Raw genomic sequence first — 26,147 nt, 5'->3', positions numbered from 1 at the left:
CAGCTATCTTTGTCTCATGAAAAAGCTAGTAATCATAGTAGCCCTGTTAATGTTCCTCAAACCGATACTTCCGGTGGCCGATTACATAATCAACTATGATTACATCTCTAAAGTACTCTGTGAAAACAAAACCAAACCCGAATTACATTGTAACGGAAAATGTCAATTGATGAAAGAATTGGCCAAAGCAGCCGAGCAGGAAAAACCGGTTACTCCAACCAAGAAAACACCACTTCATGAGACAGAGCTATTGTTTTTTCAGGAAGTCCAACTGCTGCTTTCCGTGCAGACTTTTTTTCAGCCTAAAAATGGTATAAGCAACCACTACGCCAATCTTTACTTTCACTTAGCGTGTGGTTCTGTTTTCCATCCGCCCACTTTCTCGGCTTAAAATTTTTCTTTTCAATCAATCTCTCTGAGGTTGACCGGACGATGCATGTCCAAACCTATTGGAAAAACTTCCAATCCAATCTTCACATCTTAAATTTACATCAAATGAAAACACTTTTAAAATACACACTCGCCTTATTTTTATTGGCCACTACACTTATTTCATGTTCTTCTGACGACAATACTACTTCTTCTGATGAATTAGCCAACCTAACCCAATTCAAAGAATTCACTAACCAAACCCATACCATCGAATTATACTCGCATAAAGGCCGCTTGGAGCAAGGGTACAACGAAATTGTCCTTCGCATCAAAGACAACACCACCGGCGATTATGTAAAAAATGCAGAAATCAGTTGGATGCCGGTGATGCACATGAGCATGATGAATCACTCTTGTCCTAAATCGGCGGTAGAAAAAGTAACCCCAAACGGCACTTTGTACGAAGGCTACATTGTATTCCAAATGGCCCAAAATGCTACAGAATATTGGGACTTAAAAGTAGATTATACCATTAACGGGACAGCGTATTCTGCCACATCAGTCGTTGATGTCCCGGCATCTGTGGAGCGACGTGTGAATACCTTTACCGGAACCGACGGCACCAAATACATCCTGGCCTATGCCGAGCCACACCACCCGAAAGTAGCCGTTAACAATGTGGTTTTCGGCGTATGGAAAATGCAAGACATGATGAACTTCCCGGTAGTAGACGGTTACACCGTAAAAATCGACCCGAGAATGCCGAGTATGGGGAACCATGGTTCCCCGAATAATGTGGATGCTACGCAAAAAACGGTCGGTGGTTTGTACGAAGGCAAACTATCCTTAACCATGACCGGTTACTGGAAAATCAACTTGCAATTGTTGAATGCCGAAGGCACTGTTCTCAAAGGGGAAACTATTTCCGATACTGTTTTGGAAAGCAGCATTTTTTTCGAACTCGAATTCTAAAAAATCCACCCAAAAAGGTCTTGCTTTTAAAGGAGTGAGGCCTTTTAAACCTCATTGTATGAAAAATTTATTCCTATTGCTCTTGTGCAGTGGCTTCGTTTCGTATGCCCAAGAAGCCAAAGATTCTTTAGTGCCCAAAGATTTAAAAGAAGTCATTGTCATCAGCAAAAAAACCCAAATCCACGAAAAACAAAGCAAATCGCTCGCTTCCATCGATGAGTTTCTCGACAAAGGAAGCAAAGTCGATTTAGTCAAACGCGGAGCTTATGCCTGGGAACCCCTCATCAACAGCATGGCCACCGAACGCACGTTAATCACCATCGACGGCATGCGCATTTTTGGCGCCTGTACCGACAAAATGGATCCGATTACTTCTTATGTGGAAGTCTCTAATTTATCCGAAGCCACCGTGAAATCCGGACAACAAGGGTCGTGTTTTGGTTCAACCATTGGCGGTGCCATTGATTTAAAACGAAGCCAAAACCGTTTCGGAAGTCAAAAATGGGACTTCGCCGTCAATACTGGTTTCGAAACCAATAACCGCCAAAAAATTATCGGTTCCTCCGTCAATTATGCCGACAGCACCTATTACGTGGATACCGATGTGATGTTTCGCGAAGCGGATAACTATTCGGCAGGAAACGAGCGCGAAATTTTGTATTCTCAATTCCGAAAACTGAATTTCTCCGGTACCGCAGGGTTCAAATTCTTCAGCAACAAACTACTGGAAGCTTCCGTCATTTACGACAAAGCGACCGATGTGGGTTATCCGGCCTTGCCTATGGACGTGTCTTTGGCGGAAGCATTGATTACCTCATTAAAATATGTAGTAGTTCCGAAATCATCCTTGCTCAAAGATTGGGAAACCAAAGTGTATTTCAACACCATCACCCATCGCATGGACGATACCACGCGGCCGTCTGTACCCATTCATATGGACATGCCAGGCTGGAGCAAAACTTTTGGGATGTATTCTAAAGCGACGGCCGTAAAAAATCACCACCACTTTTTAGCCAACTTCAATGCGTTTTACAACCAATCGGTAGCCGAAATGACCATGTATCCTGAAAATCCCGATGAAAACCCAATGTTCATGTACACTTGGCCCGATGTGCGCACCTTATACACCGGTTTGTTTGCCGAAGACCAATGGGTTTTTAACTGCCACTCCGGACTGAAATTGTCGGTTTCAGCCGGAAGTCATACGAACGATGTGGCGAGTGATTTCGGTTTGCAAAGTCTGCAAATTTTTTACCCGGAGATGCCGCGTCAAAAAACGCGTTTCCTAAAAAGCATCGCCGCCCATTACAACTACCACAAAAGCGAATGGGAATACGGTTTCGGTTTGGGTTATGGCGAAAGAGCACCGTCGGTTTCCGAAGGCTATGGCTTTTACCTGTTCAACAGTTCCGACCGTTTTGACTATGTAGGGAATCCAAACTTAAGCAACGAAAAATCCATTGAAACCCAGGCGTTCATCAGCTGTAAAAAAGATAAAATCAGCACCAAAATCAGCAGTTCCTTTTTCCGAATTTCGGATTATATTATCGGAATGCCCGACGCTACTTTAGTCCCAATGACCATAGGGGCAAGTGGCGTAAAATTGTACACCGCTTTGTCGTATGCTGCCATTTTTAATATCGATTGGAATTCGGAATTCACCCTCAGCAAAACCTTAAAATGGAATATCGGCTTGTTGTACAGTTGGGGCAAAGACAGCAACGGTAACAACCTGCCTTTGATTAATCCGTTGAGTTATAAAACAGCTTTGACATACACTAAGGCAAGATTCAATGCCATGGCAGAGTGCATCGGAAACACGGCTCAAACCCAATTCGGTTCCGTGTACGGCGAAACCAATACCGCCGATTTCGCACTGCTTAATGCAAGTTTCGGATATAAGTTTGTGTTTTCCGGAAGCCGCTTGAACTGTAAAATTGGGGTCGAAAACCTACTCGATGCGTTTTACACCACGTACTCCGACTGGAATAAAGTGCCGCGAATGGGTCGCAATATTTTTGTGAACTTAAATTACAATCTTTAGTCGCCATGTGACACAATCGCATTTTTCATTACCTTAGCTTTTCAATTCAATCAAAACTATACATGAGAAATGCAACCCTTACCTTGCTGGCAGCCTTATTTTTAGCTTCCTGCAGCCAAAAAGAGCTCACTTCAGGTATTACCAAAAAAAACATGGATACGTTGGTGAAGCCCGGAGATAACTTTGCCATGTACGTAAACGGTACCTGGATGAAAAACACTAAAATTCCGGCCGACAAAGCCTCTTACGGTGCCTTCGACATGCTGTACGACCAATCGCAAAAAGATGTCAAAGCCATTATTGAAGAAGCCGCCAAAGGCAACAATGCCGAAGGTTCCGACGAACAAAAAATAGGCGATTACTACGCTTCCTTCATGGATCGCAAAGGCCGTGACGCCAAAGGTATTGCGCCTATCCAACCGGAATTAAAAGCCATCGATGCCATTGCTTCCTATGATGATTTAGCGGCCTACTTCGGGAAAGCCAACCGCGCCGGTGTAGACATTCCGTTTTCGGTTTCGGTATTGGCCGATTTTAAAGATCCGACAAAATATACGCTCATCACTTGGCAAGGTGGCTTAGGCTTACCGGAGCGCGAGTACTACTTGAGCAACGATGCGAAAATGACCGATATCCGCAACAAATATGTTGCCCATATCGAAAAGATGTTCCAACTCACCAACATGCCGAATGCTGCCGAAAGTGCGGCGAAAATTATGGCCTTGGAAACCGCTTTGGCGACGCAACACATGAAAAAAGAAGACACCCGCGACATTGTCAAATTGTACAATGCATATGCGGTGGCCGATTTAAAAACGTTGATGCCCGACTTCAATTGGACCGCCATGCTGAAAAATGCCGGGGTGGATAAAGAGAAAAAGTTAGTGGTGACTCAGGTGGCATACACCAAAAGTCTGAACAACCTCATCAAAAACACGCCTATCGACACCTGGAAAACCTATTTAAAATGGGGCGTGATTAACAAAGCGGCCGGTTTGTTGACTACCGCACTCGACAAACAAAACTTCGAATTCTACGGTAAAAACTTATACGGTACCGAAAGCCAACAAGAAGATTGGAAGCGCGCCGTAGAGATGGTAAACGGCGGTTTGGGCGAAGTGGTTGGGAAAGTGTACGTGAAAAAACACTTCTCGCCCGAAGCCAAAGAGCGCATGACGCAAATGGTGAAAAACCTGTTGAAAGCCTACGCCGAAAGCATCAAGACCTTAGACTGGATGAGCCCTGCTACTAAAAAAGAAGCCTTGAAAAAGGTGGATAATTTTATGATTAAAATTGGCTACCCCGACAAATGGCGCGACTACTCGGCCCTGAAAATTGACAAAAGCGATTTGTACGGCAACGCGGCCCGTGCGACCGAATTTGAATACAACCGCAACTTGGCCAAACTGGGCAAACCGGTAGACAGAGCCGAATGGGGCATGAACCCGCAAACCGTAAACGCTTATTACAATCCGTCGTTGAACGAAATTGTATTCCCGGCTGCCATTTTAAAACCGCCTTTCTTTGATTTGAATGCCGACGATGCGGTAAACTACGGTGGTATCGGAGCGGTTATCGGACACGAAATTGGTCACGGTTTTGACGACCAGGGCAGCGCATTTGACGGCACCGGAACGATGAAAAACTGGTGGACCCCGCAAGACTTAGCCGCCTTTAAAAAGAGAACCTCGGCTTTGGTAGCACAATACAACAGCTTTAAAGCCTTCCCGGATTTAAATGTGAACGGCGACTTTACCCTTGGCGAAAACATTGGTGACTTGGGCGGACTAAGCATTGCCATCAAAGCCTACAAAGCTACCCTAAACGGTAAAGAAGCACCGGTAATGGACGGCTTTACAGGTATGCAACGCGTATTCTTGGGTTGGGGACAAGTATGGGCCGAGAAAATCCGCGAGGAAGCCTTGCGCAGTCAAATTGCGGGCGACCCGCATTCGCCGGCCTTATTCCGTGTGAACGGAACGGTGCGCAACATCCCGGAATTCTACGAAGCATTTAATATTAAACCTACCGACTCCTTATACTTAGCACCGGAAAAGCGTGTGAAGATTTGGTAGTCGTTACCACTTAATTTGATTAGAAACCCTAACGGAAACGTTGGGGTTTTTTGTTTTTCTTCATTTGTCATTCCCGCGCAGGCGGGAATCGGAACATTAAGAAATTGAAAACACCAAACCGCTTTGGTAACCAAAAATAAAACTTCCGCCACCACTTCTTAATAAACCAATGTCGTTGACTTAATCACCAATTAACACCGTAAGAAGAACTTTGCAACAATCAAAAACAATACAACTATGACACACCATTACGCCCAAAGAATGTTGATTTTTACCATACTGTTTTTAGTGACCAACTTTTCCTTCGGTCAAACCTTGGTACACTATTGGAATTTCAACAACAACAGCTCTGTAACTGCCATTACTACGCCCTCCCAAACCCTTGGTGGCGCAACCTTAACGGCCATTCCGGGAGGCATCAGCACTATTGATTTTGCCGGCGGAACCGGACAAAACTTTAACGTACAAAACCTCAATGCCCGTAACGGCGATGCTTCGGGTACGCACTTGCGCTTCAACGACCCCATTGGCGGTGCGTTAGAATTTGCCTTGCCCACCACAGGTTTTGAAGACGTGATTGTAAAATTTGCTACCCGCCGTTCCGGTTCAGGAGCAGGAACTCAAGTATGGTCTTACAGTACCGATGGCAGTACTTATACTTTCTTAACCAACATCATTCCCAACAACGGTGATCCTGCCTTAGCGACACTCGACTTCACCGCTATTCCTACTACCGATAACAATCCGAACTTTAAACTGAAAGTGGAGTTTTTACAAGGTTCAGGCGGCACTGTAGGCAACAATCGCTTTGACAATTTTACCTTGGAAGGCAATCCTTCCGGAGCGCCCGATACAACGGCTCCTGTAACGCTTTTTGTTCCGGCCGATGGCGCAATAAATGTAGCGGCCACCGTAAACCCAACCCTCACCTTTAACGAAGCCGTTCGATTGGTTGACGACTCAGCCCTAAACAACAGTAATGCCGCTGCCTTAATCGCTTTCAAACTCGGCAATGCCTCGGGCAGCGATGTGCCTTTTACCACTACCGTAAACGGCAACACTATAACTGTAGTTCCAACTACTGCTTTAAACAACAGCCAAACCTATTACTTGGCGTTGTTGCCTAACACTATTGAAGATGTAAACAACAATGCCATTACCGCTACAACTGCGGTTAATTTTACTACGGGCAGTGCTACCGCTGCTTTAGCCTCCAATTTTATCACCGTAAACGAAAATGCCGGCTCTGTGGCTTTAACCCTAACCTTGTCCAATCCGCAAACCGGTTCGGTAGATGTGGTGGTTAAAACAGCCCCGTTTAGTACTGCCAATGCAGCCGATTTTACATTGACTACGCAAACACTCAACTTCAATAGCGGCAGTGCTTTAACCCAAACCCTCAATATTCCTATTGTTGACGATACAGTTGAAGAACAACAAGCCGAATATTTTGTGGTGAGCTTAGAAAATCCTGTTGGGTTAACACTTATCGGAAACACTATGGCTACGATTTACATTATCGATAACGACCGTTTGGCGCCTGTGGCCAGCGAAGAAATCGAGTTAAATTACATCGGTAGTTTTGATCCTTCGGGTAGCAATAGCAGTACTTGCGAAATTGTAGTACACGATGCCGCTTCCCAACGGTTATTTACCACGAGTGCCGTAGCCGGATTTTTAGACATCATCAACTTTGCCGACCCTACAGCGCCTTCCGTAGTCAACTCGATCAATATGAATGTTTACGGCGGTGTAACCAGTGTAGCGGTAAAAAATGGCGTAGTAGCCGTAGCCTCGCCCAATGCCGATGAAACCTTAAACGGTTCCGTAGTGTTTTTCGATACCAACGGTACTTTCTTAAACCAAGTTACCGTAGGCGCCTTGCCCGATATGATTACCTTTTCTCCCGATGGCACTAAAGTCTTAACCGCCAATGAAGGCCAACCGAACACCGCTTATACCGTTGACCCGGAAGGTTCGGTAAGCATCATTGATATTTCGGGCGGTATCGCTTCTTTGAGTCAAGCCAATGTGACTACTTTGTTGTTTACGGCTTTCAACGCACAGGAAACCGCTTTAATCGCTTCGGGTGTTAGAAAATTAAAAGCCACGAGTACTTTGTCGCAAGACTTCGAGCCGGAATACATCACCATCAGTTCGGATTCCCAAAAAGCTTGGATAACCCTACAAGAAAACAACGCGGTAGCCGAAATCAACCTCAGCAACAATACGATTACCGGTGTTTGGGCTTTAGGCACCAAAGACGTCAGCATCCCGGGCAACGGTTTTGACATCTCCGATAACAACGGTCAAGTGCTTATTGCCAACTGGCCTATCAATGCCTACTACATTCCGGATGCCATTGCGAACTATACTGTAGGCGGCAACACCTATTTGGTAACCGCTAACGAAGGCGACGAAAAAGAATACGACGGTTTAAACGAAAGAACTACCGTAGGCGCAGCCGGTTATGTGTTAGACCCTGCCATATTCCCTAATGCTGCCGTGTTAAAACAATCCTACAATATGGGGCGTTACCGCGTAACCAACCTTAACGGCAATACAGATGTCGACAGTGAGTTTGAAGCCATCCATGCCGTGGGTTCGCGTTCCTTCTCTATTTTCAATGCCAATACCCAACAGTTGGTGTACGACAGTGGCGACGATTTTGAAAGGTACACCGCCGCCAATTACCCAACCCTTTTTAATGCCGACCACGAAAACAATACCCCAAAAGGCAGAAGCCGTGCCAAAGGACCGGAAGCCGAAGGCGTAACCTTAGCCACTATAGGCGGACAAACCTTTGCGTTTATTTCCTTAGAACGCATAGGTGGTGTGATGGTGTACAATATAACCGACCCCAATAATCCGACTTTTACCGATTATAAAAACAGTCGCAGTACTTCGGCCTACAGCGGAGACCACGGTCCGGAAGGCATTACCTATGTAGCCCCTGAAAACAGTCCAACCGGTTTGCCCTATATTTTAGTAGCCAACGAAATCAGCGGGACTATTACTATTTTTGAAGTGAACACCACCAACCTTTCCACACCGGAGGTTAACCAACCTGCGAATACCTTTGCTATGTTCCCGAACCCGAGCGAAAACAACGGTCTGGTGTATTTTAACCGCGCCGCCGATATCGAAGTGTACGACCTAAGCGGCAAACTACTACTGTCGCAAAAAGCAGCACAAACCCTCAACACCCACAACTGGGCGGCAGGCCTCTACTTGGTCAAAACAGCCGAGGGTATCACCAAAAAATTACTGATAAAATAAATTGGGTTAGTTGAATAAGTAGTTTTTTAAACCCCAGCGGAAACGTTGGGGTTTTTTGGTGGGAAATTATGTGTCTAATATATCTGTCAATGTTTTTGCCAATTGCGCTTTAGCTTCTTTAACTGCATCTTTTTTCAAAGGTATTCCAACAATTAAAACAGTATTAACAACTTCATTAATTGAGTTTTTATATTCTATTCTTTCTATTTCAACTCTATCTGATGGATAACACAAAACACCATATTTTAAAACTGTTTTACTGAAAGATGAATAAGCCATTATTTGATGTAAATCATGCCTATGATCTTCTTTCAACAATTCACTTTTATCATACTTGTTGTATAAATGGGATTTATATTTAGCATCAATAAAGACTAAAAAACTATCTTTTTGATAAACCACATCTGGTTCAATATGTTTTAATTCCCAGGAGTATCGCTTTGAGGCTTTTGATTGAAATTTGAAATTTGAAAATAATTTAGCTCCTGATTCTTTAGCAATTTCTTTGAAGATATACTGAATAAATTTTTCAAATACATCTGAAAAATCAACTCTCCAAGCAGTACTATCTACTAAGTTAAAGTTTAAAATTTTATTTGCTTGTTCTTTGCAATTACTTACAACTAAACTATCTGATGACTTTATCAGAATATTTTTTGTTTGTTTAGGTTTGTGAGAATATAGTTTCTCTTCCAAAAAAGTTAAACGAGTTCTTATACTACTTTTTACTCTTTGAGGTGTGTTAGGGGATATTAATTCTTTTCTACAAATATCAAACACATATCTAATTTCTGAGTATTCATTATGGAATTCACTAAGAATATTTTTTCTAACTGGAAATCTTAATCGATTTTCAACTTTGTACCCTTCAGAGATATATTTACTCCAATTAATTTGACCAAACGGCTGACTGGAAATCATTTCAATATTATCAAACTTACGCCAATGCTTTTGTATCAAATCCTCTAAAGATGTTATAAATTTTACAGCCTCCAAATACAATGGTGGTCTAAAATTTTTCCCTGATACTAAAGGTAAACTATCTATAACTTCTGGACTTATTTCTGTACCAAGTAAATTGAGAATTTCAATATAATCTTCAAAACGGTCACATCCAACAAAACGAGGGGTAACAACAAAATCTCCTATTTGTTTTCCTGTATCAGAAGCTCTTAAAGGGATTGTTCCTATGTAACTGGATGACCTAAAAGCCAAAGCAATATTTTGGTCTGAACCAATAATGATTGGATGGATATCAAGGAATTTGAGCTCTTTAGAATTATAATCAATAAACTTTTGAAGATATTGACCAATGACTCTTTTATCAGCAGATTTAAACCATTTCTTTTGCAAAGCAACACCTGTCAACTGTTTTGATCTTTCAGTCAAACAAGGTATCTCACAAAAAACATCTAATGTTTTCATTATTCGAAAAGAGATTGATTTATTCTAGTTGCAAAATAATTATTGAACTCCTCTTTCGCATTTCTAATCAATCCCTCTTGTAAATACTCTTTTATTAATGGGAATATTTCGTATCTAATACGATTTTTCATTTCCTCTTCATTGTTAGCAATAAAATAACCCTGACCTGGTTGAAGAGATAATTCATTGCTTGTTGCATACCAATCAAATATTTCTTGGACAATTGAAAAATCTTCTTTGAAAAACTCTTTTGATGTAATTTTTTTAGGTCTAAGAGAATACCAAGCAAATCTTCTTCTTAAAGCAAAATCAACAACCGCTAAACTTCTATCAGCTGTATTCATTGTTGCAATTACAGAAAAGTTTTCAGGTAGTTTATTAATTTTAAAACCTGGAGAAATTTCAATTTCTACATTTGATTTATCCATTTTATGTTCAAACAAATAGAATATTGGTCCTAAAACATTTGAAAGATTTGCTCTATTAATTTCATCAATAATTAATATCACCTTTTCTCCTTTATTTTCTTTGGCGTATTTTACAGCTTCAGTAAAGCATCCTAAACTTTCTTTATAAATGAGTCCTGTGTTATTTGTGTCTGGTCTTATTCCAAATATGAAATCAGAAAAGGTTGTTTCGGCATGAAATTGGGTAAAAAATGTTTTTGCTAATAATTTCTCTGCAACTTCCTTAGCCGTTCTAGTTTTCCCAGTTCCTGGTGGTCCTTGAAGAACTATGTATTTTCTTTCAATTAAAAGATTTTTAATTTCTCCCGCTTCATCAATTATTTCGTTCTTTAGAAATGGTTCCAAAGCATCAGAAATTGCTTTTCTATGGTCTTTGTTAGATGGCCAATCTCTCAGTTTAGCATAACCTGCAACGAAAGCAGATATAATTTTTTTCCCTTCTTCACTTTCGGGATTATCAACTATCCTACAAGCAGGTAAAACTTTAGTATAAGTCTTGATTGTATTTTTTATATGTTGCAAAGCATCATTCCCAGTGATAGTCTTAGGTAAACTTGTTTCAATATCTGCAAAGTCTGACTTACAAAAACCTCTTTCATTTGTGAGTTTTGAAAACAACCTTCTAAGTCCAGGATAGGTTGCTAATTCATAATCATTTTTGAATCCACTTGAACCAACTCCCAAACAAATAAGCCACGGTTTATTTTCAACATTAGGAAATATTGTTAATGAAAAATCATGAAAAGGACCTGAAACTTCTTCTTCTGGATGGATAAACCCAAAATAAGCCCCATTATCTTTTAATGCTTCTTGTCCTGTATTGTTTCTTTCAATATAGGGTTTGTTGAACTCGTTTTCTGTTTTGGCCCCGTATTGCTCTGCTTTTTCTTTGATAAAACTTCGAATATTTTCTATACTACTCATCAAATAAATCTTTTACTTTAACATCTAGTGCTTTTGCTAATTTTTCAACCACTTCAATAGAAACATTACGCTCTCCTTTTTCAATTGTCGGCAAATAGGTTCTATCAATTTCGGCCAAATTGGCTAACTTCTCTTGCGATAATCCTTTTTGTTTTCGCAATTCTTTAATTTTTATTCCAAATCGTTGTTTAATATCCATGTTAACAAAATTTGAAAAATGTAGACTTTAAAACAACGGAGTACAGTCCGGTTTTTTTTATTTTTGGTAATATTTTTCTTTATATGGGCTTTATAGTTGAAATTATCTTTGGAAAGGACGAGGTAAAAAAACACCATCGTGGTGAAAAATTTACTGACTATGAAAATTTAATCCATAAGAAGAGATTTGAATTTGAAACCTTAGCTGAAAGAAATGCATTCTACAAAGGGTTGTCAGAATCTAATGGATGGGTAGAATTCGAAATTATTAAAGAGATTCAAACTAAAGAAACACCTAAAGAAGAAGAGTTTAACTATTGGAGGTTCATTGAAAAATATTATCCCAATTATGATCATTGTAATAATGTATTACTAAGCGATATCATAACAAGAAAACTAGATGGTGAGGAAATCTGCGAAAAAGATGAAGAGTACATTAAAGACTGGGATTTTAGAAAAGAACTAATGGAACTTAACAAAGAACTTTTGGGAAAAGCTTTTGAAAACTATTTTAATCAAATTTATCCCAACCCCGAATAATTCTCTAATGAATTTGAAGAAATGTGACTCCTCCTCCATCGGATCGACAATAAACAAAACAATCCCCTCCTTCTCATCTCCTCCCTACCTGCCCCTACCTGCGCCCTACTTACTATATGAGTACTATATCAAACCATACATTATGTCAAATAGCATAAGATAACTATAAATTTTATTACATTTGGTTACCTAAGACGCTTATCATGAAAAAGTCAATCCTGCTTTTACTAGTGTTAGGGCTGCCGTTGGCCAGCCTCTCCCAAATCACCCTCACCAACACCGCCGAAGTCACTAAAATCAAACAAGGCACCACGTATTTTGCCATGAAAGATCCGGCTTCGCCTGCGGCAGCGGGGTATGTAGCGGCTATTAAAAAAGCGTGGTCACTCAGTAAAGTAGAATGTATTAAATATACGGAGGTAGAAAAAAACATCGCGCCCAACAACAGCTTTGTTACCTTGGGCGCTAATATGACTACCTCCAACAGCACCTTGGCTGCTACCGAAACCCGCATGTATTTGGAACTGTGGACCACCAACGGCAAATATACCTACGACCCTAAAAAACGCCGCCACTTTAACCAAGCCGATAAAATCGTGGTGGCCACTATAGAACTCTTTGCCGATTACTATGCGCAAAACAATCCGAGTGCGATGTATAAAACCGATTATGATGCCGCAGGCCATTTTAAAAACTGGGGCGCCGGTATACTGAGCAATTACCTGCAACAACTTTGCACTTTACTGGAAAAAGGCAATGAATGCATTGCCAAAACCGAAATAGCCAACACCAACGAACTCCAAAAAATGGCAGGAAGCACCTTGTTTGTCCCCGATTATGTACTGACGAAATTCAATAAAAACTCCGACGACGAGAGCAAAAAATACACTGAAAAAGAAATCTTCGACGGCATTACCCTAGCCTATAAAGTATTGTCCGCAGCCGAACTTAACAACAAAATTATAAACCAAACGACACCGTTTTACTATTTGTTGTTTATTAAAACGCCCACCGAGAAGTTTGTCACGGTAACCCAATCGCAAACGGGTGAGATTATCTATTTGGCCTATAGCGGTTCGGCAGCGAATTTCAAAAACGGCGATCTCAAAGAGCTGCAAAAAGCGGCACAAAAGAAGTAAGAACCGTCCCTTCGAGTGTCCCGATGCAATCGGGATGTATCGAGAACCTTTACAAGTAACAACGGTTCTCGATACGCGCCTTTCAGACGAACTCGAACTGACGCCAACGTATATCGAAGGGCAAACCGACTGCCAAAATATATCAAAGAGGCGAATTGATGTGTTTGCGATGGGCGGCCAAAATTTACTTTTCCTAAAAACAGAACCCTTAATTTCGAAATCTGTAAAAATAATTTCTTTTGATTATATTTTACACAAAAATGAATTGTTTCCCTAAATAATTTAGCGTTTAAAATTCATAATCTATACTATTTTGTAAATTTACCCTATCAAAAATAGGGGTGTTTGTAAAAAAGTGAGTTTTTATGAAAATCGAAAAACGCTGGATTGTTTCTTTTCTTATCATTACCATAGTGGCTGTCACCGGACTGTTTTGGCCCGAAAAAACCGCCGAGGAACACCAAGCCTTTAACGCCATCGATACGATTAACTATGCTGATGTGGCTTGGCTCTTAACTGCTTCGTGTTTGGTGTTGCTCATGACGCCCGGCTTGTCGTTCTTTTATGGAGGCATGGTGGGTAAAAAGAATGTCATTTCCACCATGCTGAAAAGCTTTATTTGCTTGGGTGTGGTGAGCTTGCTTTGGGTTGTGGTTGGGTTTTCCCTGTCTTTCGGGACACCAATCGGCATAACTCTTAACGGTACGCATTACGGCATCATCGGCAACCCGTTTGACTTTGCTTTCTTTAGTTATGTCGAGATGCATCCGCACAAAACCATGGCTTCCTCCATTCCCTTCATTTTGTTTGCTTTGTTCCAAATGAAGTTTGCCGTGATTACCCCGGCCATCATTACCGGCGCCTTAGCCGAACGCATCCGCTTTATCTCCTTTTTGCTCTTTATTTGTTTGTTTACCGTTTGCATTTACGCGCCTTTATGCCATATGATTTGGCACCCCAACGGCTTGTTGGGCAGCTATTTCGGCGTAAAGGATTTTGCCGGTGGAACGGTCGTTCACATGAGTGCCGGTTTTGCAGCCTTGGCCGGTGTTTTAGTCTTAGGGAAAAGAAAAAACAGCGAACACATTCCTACCAATATTCCGTTTGTGTTGTTGGGCACGGGCATGTTGTGGTTTGGTTGGTTTGGCTTTAATGCCGGTTCGGCTTTAGCCGCTAATGCGACTGCCGCCATGGCCTTTGCCACTACCACGATTTGTTCGGCCTCCGCCATGTTGACTTGGGTGTTTTTCGACCGCATAAACGGTCGAAAAGTATCGGCTTTAGGCGCTTGTATCGGAGCCGTAGTAGGCTTGGTAGTCATTACCCCATCGGCCGGTTATGTGAGCATTCCGCAAAGTATTTTCTTCGGATTTATCGGCGCTATGGTTTCCAACAAAATGGTGTATTGGAAAACCCTAAAACAAATTGACGACACCCTCGACGTATTCGCTTGTCACGGCGTAGGCGGTATTATGGGCATGATACTCACCGCCGTGTTTGCCAAAGGAGAAAACGCGAGTTTGTTGCATGGCGGCTGGAGCGTTTTCGGCCACCACATGCTGGCCTTGGTTTTAGTTTCCGTGTTTACGTTCGGCGGCGCGTATTTGTTATTCCGATTAACCAACCTCATGATCCCAATCCGAGTTTCAGAGGAATCAGAAAACATGGGACTAGACATATCACAACACGGAGAGAAGTTCTAAGCAACTGCCGTCAGTTCGAGTGATTTCAGCTCATGGCACAGGAGTTGAAATCGTATCGAGAACTCACTCCTCCAACAACAAATTCGCCAACGCATTATCGCGGCCGTAAATGTCTTTGTGGAAGTTCACCAAACCGTCATCATCCACCCAAGCGGTAAAATAACCAATGTACACCGGGATTTTGTTTTTCAAAGTGTACCACTTTTCTTTACCGGCATTCATAGCAGCCTCTATTTTTTCAGGGGTCCAATTCGGGTCGTCTTGTAAAATCAAATTAGCCAATTCCTTGGGCTTTTGCACGCGGATACACCCGTGACTAAAGGCTCTTTTTTCCTGACTGAACAAGTTCTTTGCCGGCGTATCATGCAGGTAAATGTTGTTGGAATTCGGAAATAAAAACTTCACCAAACCCAGCGAATTGTTCGGTCCGGGTTTCTGACGAATGTTGCTGCCGTTCCACTCCATGTTGTGCTGGGCCAAATAGTTTTTGTTCTTTTTGATGGCCGGAAGGATTTCTTTATCGCGAATGCTTTTGGGCACATTCCAATACGGACTGAACACGATATAGCTCATCATTCCACTAAAGATGACTGTTTCATTAAGTGCCGTTCCCACCACTACATTAGAAACCAGAGCCACTTTCCCTTCTTTAAAATAGGTTAAACGATACGACGGAATATTGACCACAATAAATTCTTTGGCCTTGGTTAAATCAGTCGAAATCCAACGGCAGCGCTCCATATTGACCATGATGGTTTTAATTCGGTCGCTAATCGGCACATTCATTTCATCGATATGTTTGGGCAAAATGATAGTGTCTTCCGAAAAACCGTTGCGCTTCTTGTAGGTCAAAACGGCTTGTTGTAACGCTTCGTCATACACCTTGCTTTTGGAATCGGTGGCAATATCATTCGTCAAGAACAATCGCTTTCTGATCTGAACCACCAAATCCGAACTGTCGCCGGGTTTCAGTTGTTTAAAATCAGTAGGCACCGCAATGGTTTCCCAACCGCCGTTTTTTTCAATTGTTCGGTAACGTTGTAAAACGGTTTTGAGTTTGTAATACTGCCCTATCAATTGGGCTTTGTTGTCCATCAGTTTCGGGTCCACCAAAATGGAATCAAGATACTGACTGTAAGCCATTTTTTTTCGCGGCAAGTACCATCCCAACTCTTCAACCTTAGTACTGTCGATGCCCCGCAGTACTTTATTGGTGTAGTAAAAATAATAGTTCGTCAAGAATAATTCGACTTCAACGTTGGGCTTGGTGCCGGTTTTGGAAAACAACCCGTCTACTATTTCTTTGTAAGGCACTTTGGCCGACACACCATCTTCAAACAAATTGTTCATCTTGTTGTAGATGACTTCTGCCGTTTCTTTACGTCCTTTTTTATCATACCACAAATAGGTGTATTGGTTTTTTCGATATAAATCAACAGCTTGTTTTTGGTACAACACTAGTTTGGGATATTTGGCATAAAAAGAAGTGACTAAAGTGCTGTCAAAGGACAATGACACCTCTTCGGGATGGAATCGGCTGGACACGTTGACTTTCTTGGAAATCTTACTTTCTTTATTGGCGCAAAACCAACTGGTGAGCGAAAATCCCAAGACCAACAATAGGAGTCCGGCGCTTATCCACTGCTTGTTTTTCATAGTCATTTTTAATTTACCACATAAAAATACAAAAAAGAAATCGGCTTCCTAAAATTGGATGTTGTATATTTACTTCACAGTTTTATTCGGCTAAACCCATACATGATGAAAAAATACGTACTGCTTTCGATTTTCTTTTTTTCTGCCGGGCTTATCAACGCCCAAGATACCGCATCGGTAAACGATTTTTTAAATCGTTGGCATAAAGCAGCCGCCGAAGCCCAATTTGACACGTATTTTGAAGCCATGGCCGAAGAATCGATTTTTATCGGTACCGATGCCACCGAAAACTGGGACAAGAAAGCTTTTCAAGCTTTTGCCAAACCGTATTTCGACAAAGGTAAAGCATGGTATTTTACCGCTTTAGAACGACACGTTTACTTTAGCCCCGATAAAAAAACGGCTTGGTTCGATGAATTGCTGGATACGCAAATGAAAATTTGCCGCGGCTCTGGGGTTTTGGTTTGGGTAAACGGCCAATGGAAAATCAAACACTACGTGCTTTCCATGACGGTGCCGAATGACAATGTGGATAAAGTAGTCGACATTAAATCGGCTCTGGAAGACCCACTCATCCGTACTTTAAAAGAAAAAAAATAATCCTCTTTCTTTTATAAAACCATAATCGCGCTTTTCTCGTAATTGGGTAAAGAACCCCAATTTACGGATTATGGATATCAATAAAAAAATTAACGTACTCTATCAAGCCATCACGGTAATTGTGATTGTGGCTTTGGTGCTTTCGGTTTGGTATTTTGCCCTGTTTGCTCCCTAACTTCCCACTGCGGAAAAACGAATTACGGCTACATCCTAAAGGTTAGTTTTGTTTTTGTTTGAGAGAAGAGCGCTACTGATTTCAGTGGCGCTTTTCCATTTTTTGTGCGCTCAGAAAACCAAATCGGAACTTCTTTCGTACATGACTCCAAACGCGAAAACAACAGACCATGAACCGCAAAAACATTCTTAAAAAAATAGTTTGGAGTATTTTAGCTATTACCCTACTCCTGTTTGGCATTTTAGTCTATCACATTGCCAATGCCCGTCCTATTGAAAATGCAACGATACAAGTGAGCCGCATCGACTTTGATCGCCCGTTTGACTCGCTCGGCACCATTGATATCAAGCAAAAATTACACCGCATTCCGGGCGTAAAAAGTGAAATCATTGTCAAGAAAAATGTAGTCGTCTATTTCCATGACAACACGGTAGCCGATTCTAAAAAAGTATACGACGAACTAATGACTAAAGGAAACTACAAAGCCGAACGTTTTGTACTTCCGGCCAATATAGCCATGCAGCAAGCTTGTCCGGTGATGAAAAAAGACAGCTTCAAATACAAATTCAGCAAGTTTATCCAAGGAATTTTTAATTAATCCTCTAAATATAACGTTATGAAAAAGTTTTCAAATTGGGGCCTATTGGCCTTAGCGCTCGGAGCCATCGCTTTTACAGGATGCAGCAGTGATGATGATTCACCCGCTCCCACTCCTTCTATTTACGAACGATTAGGCGGCACCACGATGGTAGCCGATCCGGACAATCCCGGTCAAATGATTGAGCAAGGGCGTTTGAGCTATCGCAAAGTGGTAAACACCACAGTAGGTCTAATTGTAGCCGATGTACAAGCCAATGCCTCGGGTAATTTAGGGGCGCATTTTGCGCCGATTTTAGGCGAAGTGGGTGCCGGAAACACCACTAACTTGGCTATTTTGGTAGACAATCTAACCGATTTCTTCTCGTTTAATACCGGCGGAACCAATGCGGTAAACACGTACACCGGTTTGGATATGGTTACGGCGCACAATCCGTCGTTGAATCCGAGAATGGGAACCACTTCTACCGATGCGAATTACACTAAATTCGTAGGCTACGTGGGTGCGGCGGCTCAGCAAAACGGAGTAGCTGCCAATACCGAATTGTATGCCGATATTGTAGCGGTTTTAGAATCGTTACGCGATCCCATTGTGCAATAAATACCACTACGAAAAACTACGAAAAACGCTACCCGAAAGAGTAGCGTTTTTTTATTTTAAATTTTCGAGCATTTCCACAGTCATCGAAGCCAAATCAAACTGATGTTGCCAGTGCCAATCACGCTGTGCACAACTGTCGTCTATGGAAGCCGGCCAGCTGTCGGCAATTTTTTGACGAAAATCGGGTTTGTAGGTAATGGTGAACTCGGGAATGTGGTTTTTAATTTCCGCGGCAATTTCCTTGGGCGTGAAACTCACACCGGCCAAATTATAAGAAGACCGTATCTTGATGTTTTCGGCGGGAGCCTGCATAATTTCTACCGTAGCACGAATGGCATCGTCCATATACATCATCGGCAGCGCCGTACCTTCCGAAAGGAAACATTCATATGTTCCCTCTTTCAACGCTTTGTGGTAAATATCCACGGCATAATCGGTAGTGCCGCCGCCGGGTTCCGTAGACCAACTAATCAAGCCCGGATAGCGTATACTACGCACATCAACGCCGTAAATGTTATGATAATACTCGCACCAACGCTCGCCGGTTTGCTTGCTGATGCCGTAAACCGTTGTCGGCTCCATAATGGTAAATTGCGGCGTATTAATCCGAGGCGTTGTAGGTCCGAAAACCGCAATACTCGAAGGCCAAAATATCTTTTTCACTTTTCCGGCTTTCGCCAAATTCAACACGTGAAACAACGAATTCATGTTCAAATCCCAGGCAAAAGCCGGGTTTTTTTCGGCCGTGGCCGAAAGCAAAGCGGCCATCAAATAAATGTCGGTGATTTTGTAGTGTTCTACCAGATGTTCGATTTGGTTGAAATCGAGGGCATTGACTACTTCAAAAATACCTTCATTAACAATATCAATATTGAGTTTGCGAATATCCGACGCAATCACGTTTTCCAAGCCGTAGATGCTTCTCAGTTTTTTGGTCAGCTCCGTTCCGATTTGTCCGCAAGCGCCAATAATCAAGATTTTTGTATTCATTTAGTTGTTTGTTTATACCACAAAGATACTTTTCCCATCGCTAATTCGAGGAAACGAATAGCTTCTTTTTTTAACAAAATTATAATTCGTTTAGCCGCAGCATACTGAAGTTTCCTTTTACCTTTGTACTTTTGTAACTTAATCCTCATCAATACATGAAAACGCTTTTCCCCGTCCTGCTTTTGGTGGCTTTGAGTTGGGTTTCCTGTCAGGAAGACCCAAAGCAACGTCTATTAGAGCAGCAAAAAGAAGCTCAAAAACAGGAAGCGGTTTTTAAAACCATTAGCAACGGTTGGAATTTTAACGCCAAACCGATGAATCTTACCTCGAGTTCGTTAACGGGTTCTTGGGCAGAATGGCGTATGTTTTTAAACGAATTAGGGCAAAAACCCAAAAGCAGTCTGGGTGCCTTTAAAATTAAAGCGAAAGCACTTTCAAAAAGAGGGGAAGAATTGAATAATTCGGTACCTGCCGAATTTAATTTACCGGAAATTAAAAGTCGGATTGCTGCGGTAAACACCAAAATTAATGCGATTAATTTGTATATCAATTTGCAGCAAGTTCCCGATAAAGAGATTGTGAAACTGATACAGGAAATCAATACTGAAGTGGCTTCTTTGCAATTTCAACTCGAGGAAATCACCCGTAAAAGACAAATTAAAATGGAAGAAGGCGAATCGGATATGCTTCGCATGTTAGACACAACCCGAGCCATTCCGACGACCCCTGTTGTACAACCGCGTCAATAATTCGTTTTGAGTCAAAATTCGTTATACCAAAGTTACCTGCATTCCACGAAAGTCAAGCAAATTGCAGACAGCCTCGAACAGCCTTTGACTAAAATACAGTTAAAAGGCCTTTTGGGTTCCTCGTTGTCGTTTGTGTTTCAATCGGTTTTCAAACACAGTGAAAAACCTTTTTTACTTATTTGCAACGAAAAAGAAGAAGCAGCGTATTATTTAAACGATTTAGAGCAAATGATTGGCGCCAACGATGTGTTGTTTTACCCAAGCTCGTACCGCCGCCCGTATCAAATTGAAGAAACCGACAATGCCAATGTATTGTTGCGTTCCGAAGTGTTGAACCGCATCAACTCGCGTAAAAAACCGGCCGTTATTGTTACCTATCCCGAAGCCCTTTTTGAAAAAGTTGTCACCCGAAAAGAACTCGACAAAAACACCTTGAAAGTAGCGGTGGGCGACAACGTATCGATTGATTTCATCAACGAAGTGTTGTTTGAATACGAATTCAAACGTGTGGATTTTATTACCGAACCGGGTGAATTTTCGGTGCGTGGCGGTATTTTAGATGTGTTTTCATTTTCGAATGACAACCCGTATCGCATTGAGTTTTTCGGCAATGAAGTGGACAGCATCCGAACCTTTGATGTAGAAACCCAACTCTCGGTAGAAAAACAAAACAAGATTACCATCATTCCGAATCTGGAAAACAAATTCATCAAAGAAAACCGGGAAAGTTTCCTCGAATACATCAGCGACAAAACCGTGTTGTGGATTGAAAATACCGAATTTTTGACCGCACAACTCGATAAACTTTTCGGGAAAGCCATTGAGACCTTTGATAAGCTTTCGGGAGACGTGAAACACGCTTCGCCGGAACATTTGTTTTTAAATCAGGAAGGATTTTTGCGCAAAGCCTTGGATTTTTCCATCATCGAATTGTCGAATAAACCGCTGTTTAAAATAGTCAAAACGTACGAATTTCACATTCAGCCACAGCCTTCGTTCAACAAACAATTCGATTTGTTGCTGAACAATTTGAGCGACAACCATTTCCACGGCTACACCAATTATTTGTACTGTGCCAATGAAGCACAAGCCAATCGTTTTCACGATATTTTTGAAAGTTTAGATGAGGAGAATCACGAAAATATTCGCAAGCAATACCATACCGTAGTAGCTTCACTGTACCAGGGGTTCATTGACGAAGAAACCCAAATTGCCTGCTACACCGACCATCAAATTTTTGAACGCTACCACAAATTCAGCATTAAAAACGGCTATTCGAAAAAGCAAACCATTACGCTAAAAGAACTCAACTCCCTAACCGTCGGCGATTACGTCACGCACATCGATCACGGTATCGGAAAGTTTGGCGGTTTACAAAAAATTCAGGTCGAGGGTAAAACACAAGAAGCCATCAAGCTGGTGTATGCCGACAACGATATTGTGTACGTAAGCATTCACTCGCTCCACAAAATTTCAAAATACAACGGCAAAGACGGTACCCCGCCCAAAATATACAAGCTCGGTTCCAACGCATGGAAAGCCTTAAAGCAAAAGACCAAAGCGCGTGTTAAACATATCGCGTTCAACTTAATTCAGTTGTATGCCAAACGCCGCTTGGAAAAGGGATTTGCCTTTGCACCCGACAGTTATTTGCAAAAAGAATTGGAGAGCTCATTTATTTACGAAGACACGCCCGACCAACTCAAAGCCACGCAGGACGTAAAAGCCGACATGGAAAAAGACCGTCCGATGGACCGATTGGTTTGTGGTGACGTAGGTTTCGGGAAAACGGAAGTCGCCATTCGAGCGGCGTTTAAAGCCGTGGACAACAGCAAGCAAGTCGCCGTTTTGGTGCCAACCACTATTTTAGCCTACCAACATTACCGTACATTCTCCGAACGTTTGAAAGATATGCCGGTGAAAGTGGGTTACCTCAACCGATTCCGCACGGCCAAACAAAAAGCGCAAACCTTAGAAGATTTGGCTTCGGGCAAACTCGACATCATCATCGGAACACACCAATTGGTGAATAAAAACGTCCAATTCAAAGATTTGGGGTTGTTGATTGTAGACGAGGAGCAAAAGTTCGGCGTGAATGTAAAAGACAAACTCAAAACCATCGCGGCCAACGTAGATACGTTGACCTTAACGGCCACGCCTATCCCGAGAACGCTGCAATTTTCGTTAATGGCGGCTCGTGATTTATCGGTGATTACTACGCCGCCGCCCAATCGCTACCCTATCGAATCGCAGGTGGTAGGCTTTAATGAAGAATTGATTCGCGATGCCATTTCGTATGAAATCCAGCGCAACGGACAAGTGTTTTTCATCAACAACCGCATCGAAAACATCAAAGAAATAGCAGGTATGATTCAGCGATTGGTGCCTGATGCGCGCGTGGGTATCGGTCACGGTCAAATGGAAGGCACGAAGTTAGAAGAATTAATGCTCGGTTTTATGAACGGTGATTTTGATGTTTTGGTCGCCACTACCATTATCGAGAGCGGGTTGGATGTGCCGAATGCTAACACCATTTTCATCAACAATGCCAATAATTTCGGGCTATCCGACCTGCATCAGATGCGCGGTCGCGTGGGTCGAAGCAATAAAAAAGCGTTTTGTTATTTTATTTGTCCGCCGTATTCCGCCATGACCGAAGATGCCCGCAAGCGTATTCAAGCTTTAGAGCAGTTCAGCGAGTTGGGCAGTGGTTTTAACATTGCGATGAAAGATTTGGAGATACGCGGCGCCGGAGATCTTCTGGGTGGCGAGCAAAGTGGGTTCATCAATGAAATTGGTTTCGAAACCTACCAAAAAATCATGAACGAAGCCATTGAAGAGTTGAAAGAGAATGAATTCAAGGAATTGTACGAGTCCGAAAACGACATTGATACTAAGGAATACGTCAAAGAATTACAAATTGACACCGACTTCGAGTTGTTGTTTCCTGATGCGTACATCAACAATATTTCGGAGCGTTTGAATTTGTACAACGAATTGGGCAACCTTAAAACGGAGGAAGAACTGCACGTTTTTGAAACCAAACTCATCGACCGTTTCGGCCCGTTGCCTACAGCAGCCAAAGCTTTATTAAACAGTATTCGGATCAAATGGATTGCCACCCATATGGGCATCGAGAAAATCGTAATGAAACAGGGAAAATTGATTGGGTATTTTGTATCCGACCAACAATCGGAGTATTACAATTCCAAGCAGTTCAGCAAGGTGTTGCGATTTGTACAACAACATGGCAATATCTGTAAAATGAAAGAGAAAGAAACCAAAAACGGTTTGCGTTTGTTGCTGACCTTTGAAAACGTCAAATCCATCAACAAGGCTTTGGAATACATGGAATTAATGACCGCATAAATTAAAAAAACCACTCTGAATGAGTGGTTTTTTTATGGGCATCGATTGCGAAAATTACATTTTCAATATCTTAAAGTTGGCTTGGCTGTCGTTAATTTTCAACTTAAAGAAATAAGTTCCGGTGGCAAAGGCCGATATGTCGACGTTGGTCGTTAGCTCATTCATCTTTTTAGTGAACAATAACTGTCCTTGAACATTGTACACGGTCACTTCATTAATCATGTCTTTAGAGCTGATGGTTACCACTCCATTAGTTGGATTCGGATAATAGCTGTAATCCAAATAATTGTTTTCATCGGTTCCTAACGTTCCGGTACAGGTAATGTTGGCTACCCAACCTTGATCGACTACTCCTTGGTCTGAATAGAATTTAAAGGTCAACGCACCACTGGCGTGTGTGGAGTTAAACGGACTAGGAAGTGCTGTTCCGGTTAAACCTCCTAAGGTTAAATCCTGGAAATATTCATTGGGCCCGTTGTAGATATACAAGTAATCGTAATCCGTTTCCAATCGGAAGCTGGTAAAAGTTACTCTGATTTTCAATCCGTTTCCGGTTGGCATCAAAGTTCTTATCCAAGATTCGTTGTTGGAGTAGTTCGCAGAGGGACCGGCAGCATCGGTAAAGGTAAAGCCACACAAGTTACTGGCCGGAGTGGCAAAGATAGTTTGTCTCACTAACGGATCTACATTTTCACACAATGGTCTGACTCTTACTCTGTAATAGGTATTGGCACTTAATCCGGCGGCGATGTAGTTAGGTTCAGAAACCGTAACCCAGGTTAATGCTGTACTGGCATAAGGCGCTACGGAAACCTGCCAAGAAGTTGTCGAACCTGTTTCTGTCCATGATATAGCTGCTGTGTTTTCGGTGATGTTGGTCACCATAATATCGGTTACGGTATTCGTACACGATGTAGTACAATCTAAACTTAAACAGGTTTTACTGTTGACGTTGTTTAACACCAATTCACCCGGTTGAGGGCCGAAGCCGTTGTTAAAACTAATCCCAACTCCTGAAATTAAGTGACAGTAACTCATGATTGTCCCTTTCTCGGCAGCGGCAGGAATAGGGCCTTGAGCACAAGTTCCTTCTGTATAACCGGCTTGTTGTCCACAACCGTCAATCACGGTATTATCGCCATTCCAAAAGCAACGGTGGGTATGAGGCGACCCTAATGAGTGTCCTAATTCGTGGGTTATTACCTGAACCGTCCAAGAATAGGTTGGTACCGTAGAAAAAGACAAGTTTACATCAGAATAGCTGTAATTGTTGGTGGAGCAAAGCGTGTTCAAAAAGGCTACTCCGCCCAATCCTCCGGGATCAATACCTACTAATTGGCCGATATCACCATCAAAAACGGTACGCGTTTGCGCAAATAAATTCAAGTATGCACTGGAACTGGTTCCTACCCCATCGTATGGATCTTGCTCTGTCCAAATAAATACTGATTTCAAGGAAGTAGAAATCCCGTCGTTTTCAAACAACGTTTGCACATTGTTGAATACAGAAGTCATCCAATTGGTGGTGGCCGTCTCACTGCTGGAGTTGCTGGTATACAAATCGTTATCGATTTCAAAATAAAATTGTACACAACGGTCACTGTTGACACTTCTTTGCGTAGGGTTAGAACTCGGCATTTCGACACCTTCTTCTTTGGTATGACAATCAAACTGATTCAATACTTTCATCTTAGCATCGGAATAGACAATATAATCGGTTTGATTGTTGGATTTGTCTAACTTTCCGACTACGATGTTTCCTAGTGCTGAGCTGGAGAAAATACCGTTACATTCACCGTTGAAAAAGTTAAACGAAGTAACCGAATTGGTGTCGCCGTTTATGATTCCACGATAGTAAACTCCGGCTTGATACGGGTAGTTTTTGCCTTTGTCGGTATCCACATGGAATCCTTCCGCTAATGGATTTACTTTGTACAAAAGCAACGCATAATTTTGTCCTTGGTACGGAATGGTTAATTCAATAGTGCTGTATTGGTTGGCTACAATTTCATTGACTCTTGCCATATCCAAGGTAGCTAAAGTCGCACCGTCAACCACTTTATTCACTTCGCTATCCGGGGCATTTTGTGTGGTAGAAAGAATAGAAACCGGTTTAAAATCGGCTCTCAATTTTTGTAGTTCTCCGATTCTTTGCGCTATTTTATTCTGAGCGCCCAAAGAAGCTACCGATAATAAAACAGCAAAAAGTAATACTTTTTTCATGTTGTTTAGAATTGTTGTTTTTTAAAATTGTGGCTAAAGTTATTGAAAT

19 protein-coding genes are annotated in these 26,147 nt (G+C 42.0%); 13 read left to right on the top strand and 6 right to left on the bottom strand.

Annotation, left to right across the window (positions count from 1 at the left end):
* Positions 1-16 precede the first annotated feature (16 nt).
* The 5 genes from QHT84_RS02290 (at position 17) to QHT84_RS02270 (ending at position 8,742) form a co-directional block, all read left to right on the top strand.
* A complete protein-coding gene (locus QHT84_RS02290; RefSeq protein ID WP_283237922.1) occupies positions 17-391 on the top strand; it encodes a hypothetical protein in 375 nt (124 codons plus the stop codon).
* 104 nt (positions 392-495) lie between these two features.
* Positions 496-1,344 (top strand): FixH family protein, encoded by an 849-nt coding sequence (locus QHT84_RS02285; RefSeq protein ID WP_283237921.1) that lies wholly within the window; start codon positions 496-498, stop codon positions 1,342-1,344.
* Positions 1,345-1,402: 58 nt separating this feature from the next.
* Positions 1,403-3,388 (top strand): TonB-copper family protein, encoded by a 1,986-nt coding sequence (locus QHT84_RS02280; protein ID WP_283237920.1) that lies wholly within the window; start codon positions 1,403-1,405, stop codon positions 3,386-3,388.
* Between the two features lie 62 nt (positions 3,389-3,450).
* Entirely contained in the window at positions 3,451-5,463 is a 2,013-nt protein-coding gene (locus tag QHT84_RS02275) for a M13 family metallopeptidase (protein ID WP_283237919.1), read from the top strand.
* Positions 5,464-5,700: 237 nt separating this feature from the next.
* A complete protein-coding gene (locus QHT84_RS02270) occupies positions 5,701-8,742 on the top strand; it encodes a choice-of-anchor I family protein (protein WP_283237918.1) in 3,042 nt (1,013 codons plus the stop codon).
* Between the two features lie 66 nt (positions 8,743-8,808).
* Here QHT84_RS02270 and QHT84_RS02265 read toward each other — a convergent pair whose 3' ends face one another.
* From QHT84_RS02265 to QHT84_RS02255, 3 genes are read right to left on the bottom strand one after another with little or no spacing between them, the layout of a single operon-like run.
* Positions 8,809-10,167 (bottom strand): hypothetical protein, encoded by a 1,359-nt coding sequence (locus QHT84_RS02265; RefSeq protein ID WP_283237917.1) that lies wholly within the window; start codon positions 10,165-10,167, stop codon positions 8,809-8,811.
* On the bottom strand, positions 10,167-11,558 hold the full coding sequence (locus QHT84_RS02260) for an McrB family protein (protein WP_283237916.1): 1,392 nt from the start codon (positions 11,556-11,558) through the stop codon (positions 10,167-10,169). The genes QHT84_RS02265 and QHT84_RS02260 overlap by 1 nt, the downstream gene beginning before the upstream one ends.
* Positions 11,551-11,757, bottom strand: coding sequence for a helix-turn-helix domain-containing protein (locus tag QHT84_RS02255; protein ID WP_283237915.1), 207 nt, complete (start codon positions 11,755-11,757; stop codon positions 11,551-11,553). The genes QHT84_RS02260 and QHT84_RS02255 overlap by 8 nt, the downstream gene beginning before the upstream one ends.
* 11 nt (positions 11,758-11,768) lie before the next feature.
* On the opposite strand from QHT84_RS02255, the gene QHT84_RS02250 reads away from it, so the two are divergent.
* The 3 genes from QHT84_RS02250 (at position 11,769) to QHT84_RS02240 (ending at position 15,138) form a co-directional block, all read left to right on the top strand.
* The gene (locus tag QHT84_RS02250; RefSeq protein ID WP_283237914.1) at positions 11,769-12,296 is read left to right on the top strand and encodes a hypothetical protein; all 528 of its coding nucleotides are present in this window, start codon (positions 11,769-11,771) and stop codon (positions 12,294-12,296) included.
* A 203-nt stretch (positions 12,297-12,499) separates the two neighbouring features.
* Entirely contained in the window at positions 12,500-13,435 is a 936-nt protein-coding gene (locus QHT84_RS02245) for a hypothetical protein (protein ID WP_283237913.1), read from the top strand.
* A gap of 365 nt (positions 13,436-13,800) precedes the next feature.
* Complete coding sequence (locus tag QHT84_RS02240) at positions 13,801-15,138, top strand: ammonium transporter (RefSeq protein ID WP_283237912.1); 1,338 nt, start codon at positions 13,801-13,803, stop codon at positions 15,136-15,138.
* Between the two features lie 63 nt (positions 15,139-15,201).
* On the opposite strand, the gene QHT84_RS02235 is transcribed toward QHT84_RS02240, so the two are convergent.
* Positions 15,202-16,794, bottom strand: a complete 1,593-nt coding sequence (locus QHT84_RS02235) for a L,D-transpeptidase family protein (protein ID WP_283237911.1) — start codon at positions 16,792-16,794, stop codon at positions 15,202-15,204.
* A 105-nt stretch (positions 16,795-16,899) separates the two neighbouring features.
* Between QHT84_RS02235 and QHT84_RS02230 the strand changes: the two genes are divergently transcribed.
* The 3 genes from QHT84_RS02230 to QHT84_RS02220 all read left to right on the top strand — a co-directional run bounded on the left by QHT84_RS02230 (position 16,900) and on the right by QHT84_RS02220 (position 18,767).
* On the top strand, positions 16,900-17,394 hold the full coding sequence (locus QHT84_RS02230; protein ID WP_283237910.1) for a nuclear transport factor 2 family protein: 495 nt from the start codon (positions 16,900-16,902) through the stop codon (positions 17,392-17,394).
* A 344-nt stretch (positions 17,395-17,738) separates the two neighbouring features.
* Positions 17,739-18,167 (top strand): hypothetical protein, encoded by a 429-nt coding sequence (locus tag QHT84_RS02225; protein WP_283237909.1) that lies wholly within the window; start codon positions 17,739-17,741, stop codon positions 18,165-18,167.
* Positions 18,168-18,185: 18 nt separating this feature from the next.
* Positions 18,186-18,767 carry a globin family protein gene (locus QHT84_RS02220; protein WP_283237908.1) on the top strand — a complete coding sequence of 194 codons (582 nt, stop codon included), beginning with the start codon at positions 18,186-18,188 and terminating at the stop codon, positions 18,765-18,767.
* 51 nt (positions 18,768-18,818) lie between these two features.
* Here the strand turns inward: QHT84_RS02220 and QHT84_RS02215 are convergent, their stop codons facing one another.
* Positions 18,819-19,757, bottom strand: coding sequence for an L-threonine 3-dehydrogenase (locus tag QHT84_RS02215; RefSeq protein WP_283237907.1), 939 nt, complete (start codon positions 19,755-19,757; stop codon positions 18,819-18,821).
* Between the two features lie 155 nt (positions 19,758-19,912).
* Here QHT84_RS02215 and QHT84_RS02210 point away from each other — a divergent pair, with 155 nt between their 5' ends.
* Positions 19,913-20,506 carry a hypothetical protein gene (locus tag QHT84_RS02210; RefSeq protein ID WP_283237906.1) on the top strand — a complete coding sequence of 198 codons (594 nt, stop codon included), beginning with the start codon at positions 19,913-19,915 and terminating at the stop codon, positions 20,504-20,506.
* 36 nt (positions 20,507-20,542) lie between these two features.
* The gene (mfd, locus tag QHT84_RS02205; protein ID WP_407649230.1) at positions 20,543-23,875 is read left to right on the top strand and encodes a transcription-repair coupling factor; all 3,333 of its coding nucleotides are present in this window, start codon (positions 20,543-20,545) and stop codon (positions 23,873-23,875) included.
* Between the two features lie 54 nt (positions 23,876-23,929).
* On the opposite strand, the gene QHT84_RS02200 is transcribed toward mfd, so the two are convergent.
* The gene (locus tag QHT84_RS02200; protein ID WP_283237904.1) at positions 23,930-26,098 is read right to left on the bottom strand and encodes a M12 family metallo-peptidase; all 2,169 of its coding nucleotides are present in this window, start codon (positions 26,096-26,098) and stop codon (positions 23,930-23,932) included.
* Positions 26,099-26,147: the final 49 nt, after the last annotated feature.

It is taken from the genome of Flavobacterium sedimenticola (genome assembly GCF_030053345.1).
GTDB lineage: Bacteria > Bacteroidota > Bacteroidia > Flavobacteriales > Flavobacteriaceae > Flavobacterium > Flavobacterium sedimenticola.
The sequence above is the reverse complement of the archived record's forward strand: the minus strand, read 5'-3'. Positions and strand labels throughout refer to the sequence as shown.

What these genes read in the sequence shown, in the direction of transcription:
- QHT84_RS02290 (WP_283237922.1), top strand. Translation starts at nt 17, where the DNA reads ATGAAAAAGCTAGTAATCATAGTAGCCCTGTTAATGTTCCTCAAACCG.
- QHT84_RS02285 (WP_283237921.1), top strand. Translation starts at nt 496, where the DNA reads ATGAAAACACTTTTAAAATACACACTCGCCTTATTTTTATTGGCCACT.
- QHT84_RS02280 (WP_283237920.1), top strand. Translation starts at nt 1,403, where the DNA reads ATGAAAAATTTATTCCTATTGCTCTTGTGCAGTGGCTTCGTTTCGTAT.
- QHT84_RS02275 (WP_283237919.1), top strand. Translation starts at nt 3,451, where the DNA reads ATGAGAAATGCAACCCTTACCTTGCTGGCAGCCTTATTTTTAGCTTCC.
- QHT84_RS02270 (WP_283237918.1), top strand. Translation starts at nt 5,701, where the DNA reads ATGACACACCATTACGCCCAAAGAATGTTGATTTTTACCATACTGTTT.
- QHT84_RS02265 (WP_283237917.1), bottom strand. Translation starts at nt 10,167, where the DNA reads ATGAAAACATTAGATGTTTTTTGTGAGATACCTTGTTTGACTGAAAGA.
- QHT84_RS02260 (WP_283237916.1), bottom strand. Translation starts at nt 11,558, where the DNA reads ATGAGTAGTATAGAAAATATTCGAAGTTTTATCAAAGAAAAAGCAGAG.
- QHT84_RS02255 (WP_283237915.1), bottom strand. Translation starts at nt 11,757, where the DNA reads ATGGATATTAAACAACGATTTGGAATAAAAATTAAAGAATTGCGAAAA.
- QHT84_RS02245 (WP_283237913.1), top strand. Translation starts at nt 12,500, where the DNA reads ATGAAAAAGTCAATCCTGCTTTTACTAGTGTTAGGGCTGCCGTTGGCC.
- QHT84_RS02240 (WP_283237912.1), top strand. Translation starts at nt 13,801, where the DNA reads ATGAAAATCGAAAAACGCTGGATTGTTTCTTTTCTTATCATTACCATA.
- QHT84_RS02235 (WP_283237911.1), bottom strand. Translation starts at nt 16,794, where the DNA reads ATGAAAAACAAGCAGTGGATAAGCGCCGGACTCCTATTGTTGGTCTTG.
- QHT84_RS02230 (WP_283237910.1), top strand. Translation starts at nt 16,900, where the DNA reads ATGAAAAAATACGTACTGCTTTCGATTTTCTTTTTTTCTGCCGGGCTT.
- QHT84_RS02225 (WP_283237909.1), top strand. Translation starts at nt 17,739, where the DNA reads ATGAACCGCAAAAACATTCTTAAAAAAATAGTTTGGAGTATTTTAGCT.
- QHT84_RS02220 (WP_283237908.1), top strand. Translation starts at nt 18,186, where the DNA reads ATGAAAAAGTTTTCAAATTGGGGCCTATTGGCCTTAGCGCTCGGAGCC.
- QHT84_RS02215 (WP_283237907.1), bottom strand. Translation starts at nt 19,757, where the DNA reads ATGAATACAAAAATCTTGATTATTGGCGCTTGCGGACAAATCGGAACG.
- QHT84_RS02210 (WP_283237906.1), top strand. Translation starts at nt 19,913, where the DNA reads ATGAAAACGCTTTTCCCCGTCCTGCTTTTGGTGGCTTTGAGTTGGGTT.
- QHT84_RS02200 (WP_283237904.1), bottom strand. Translation starts at nt 26,098, where the DNA reads ATGAAAAAAGTATTACTTTTTGCTGTTTTATTATCGGTAGCTTCTTTG.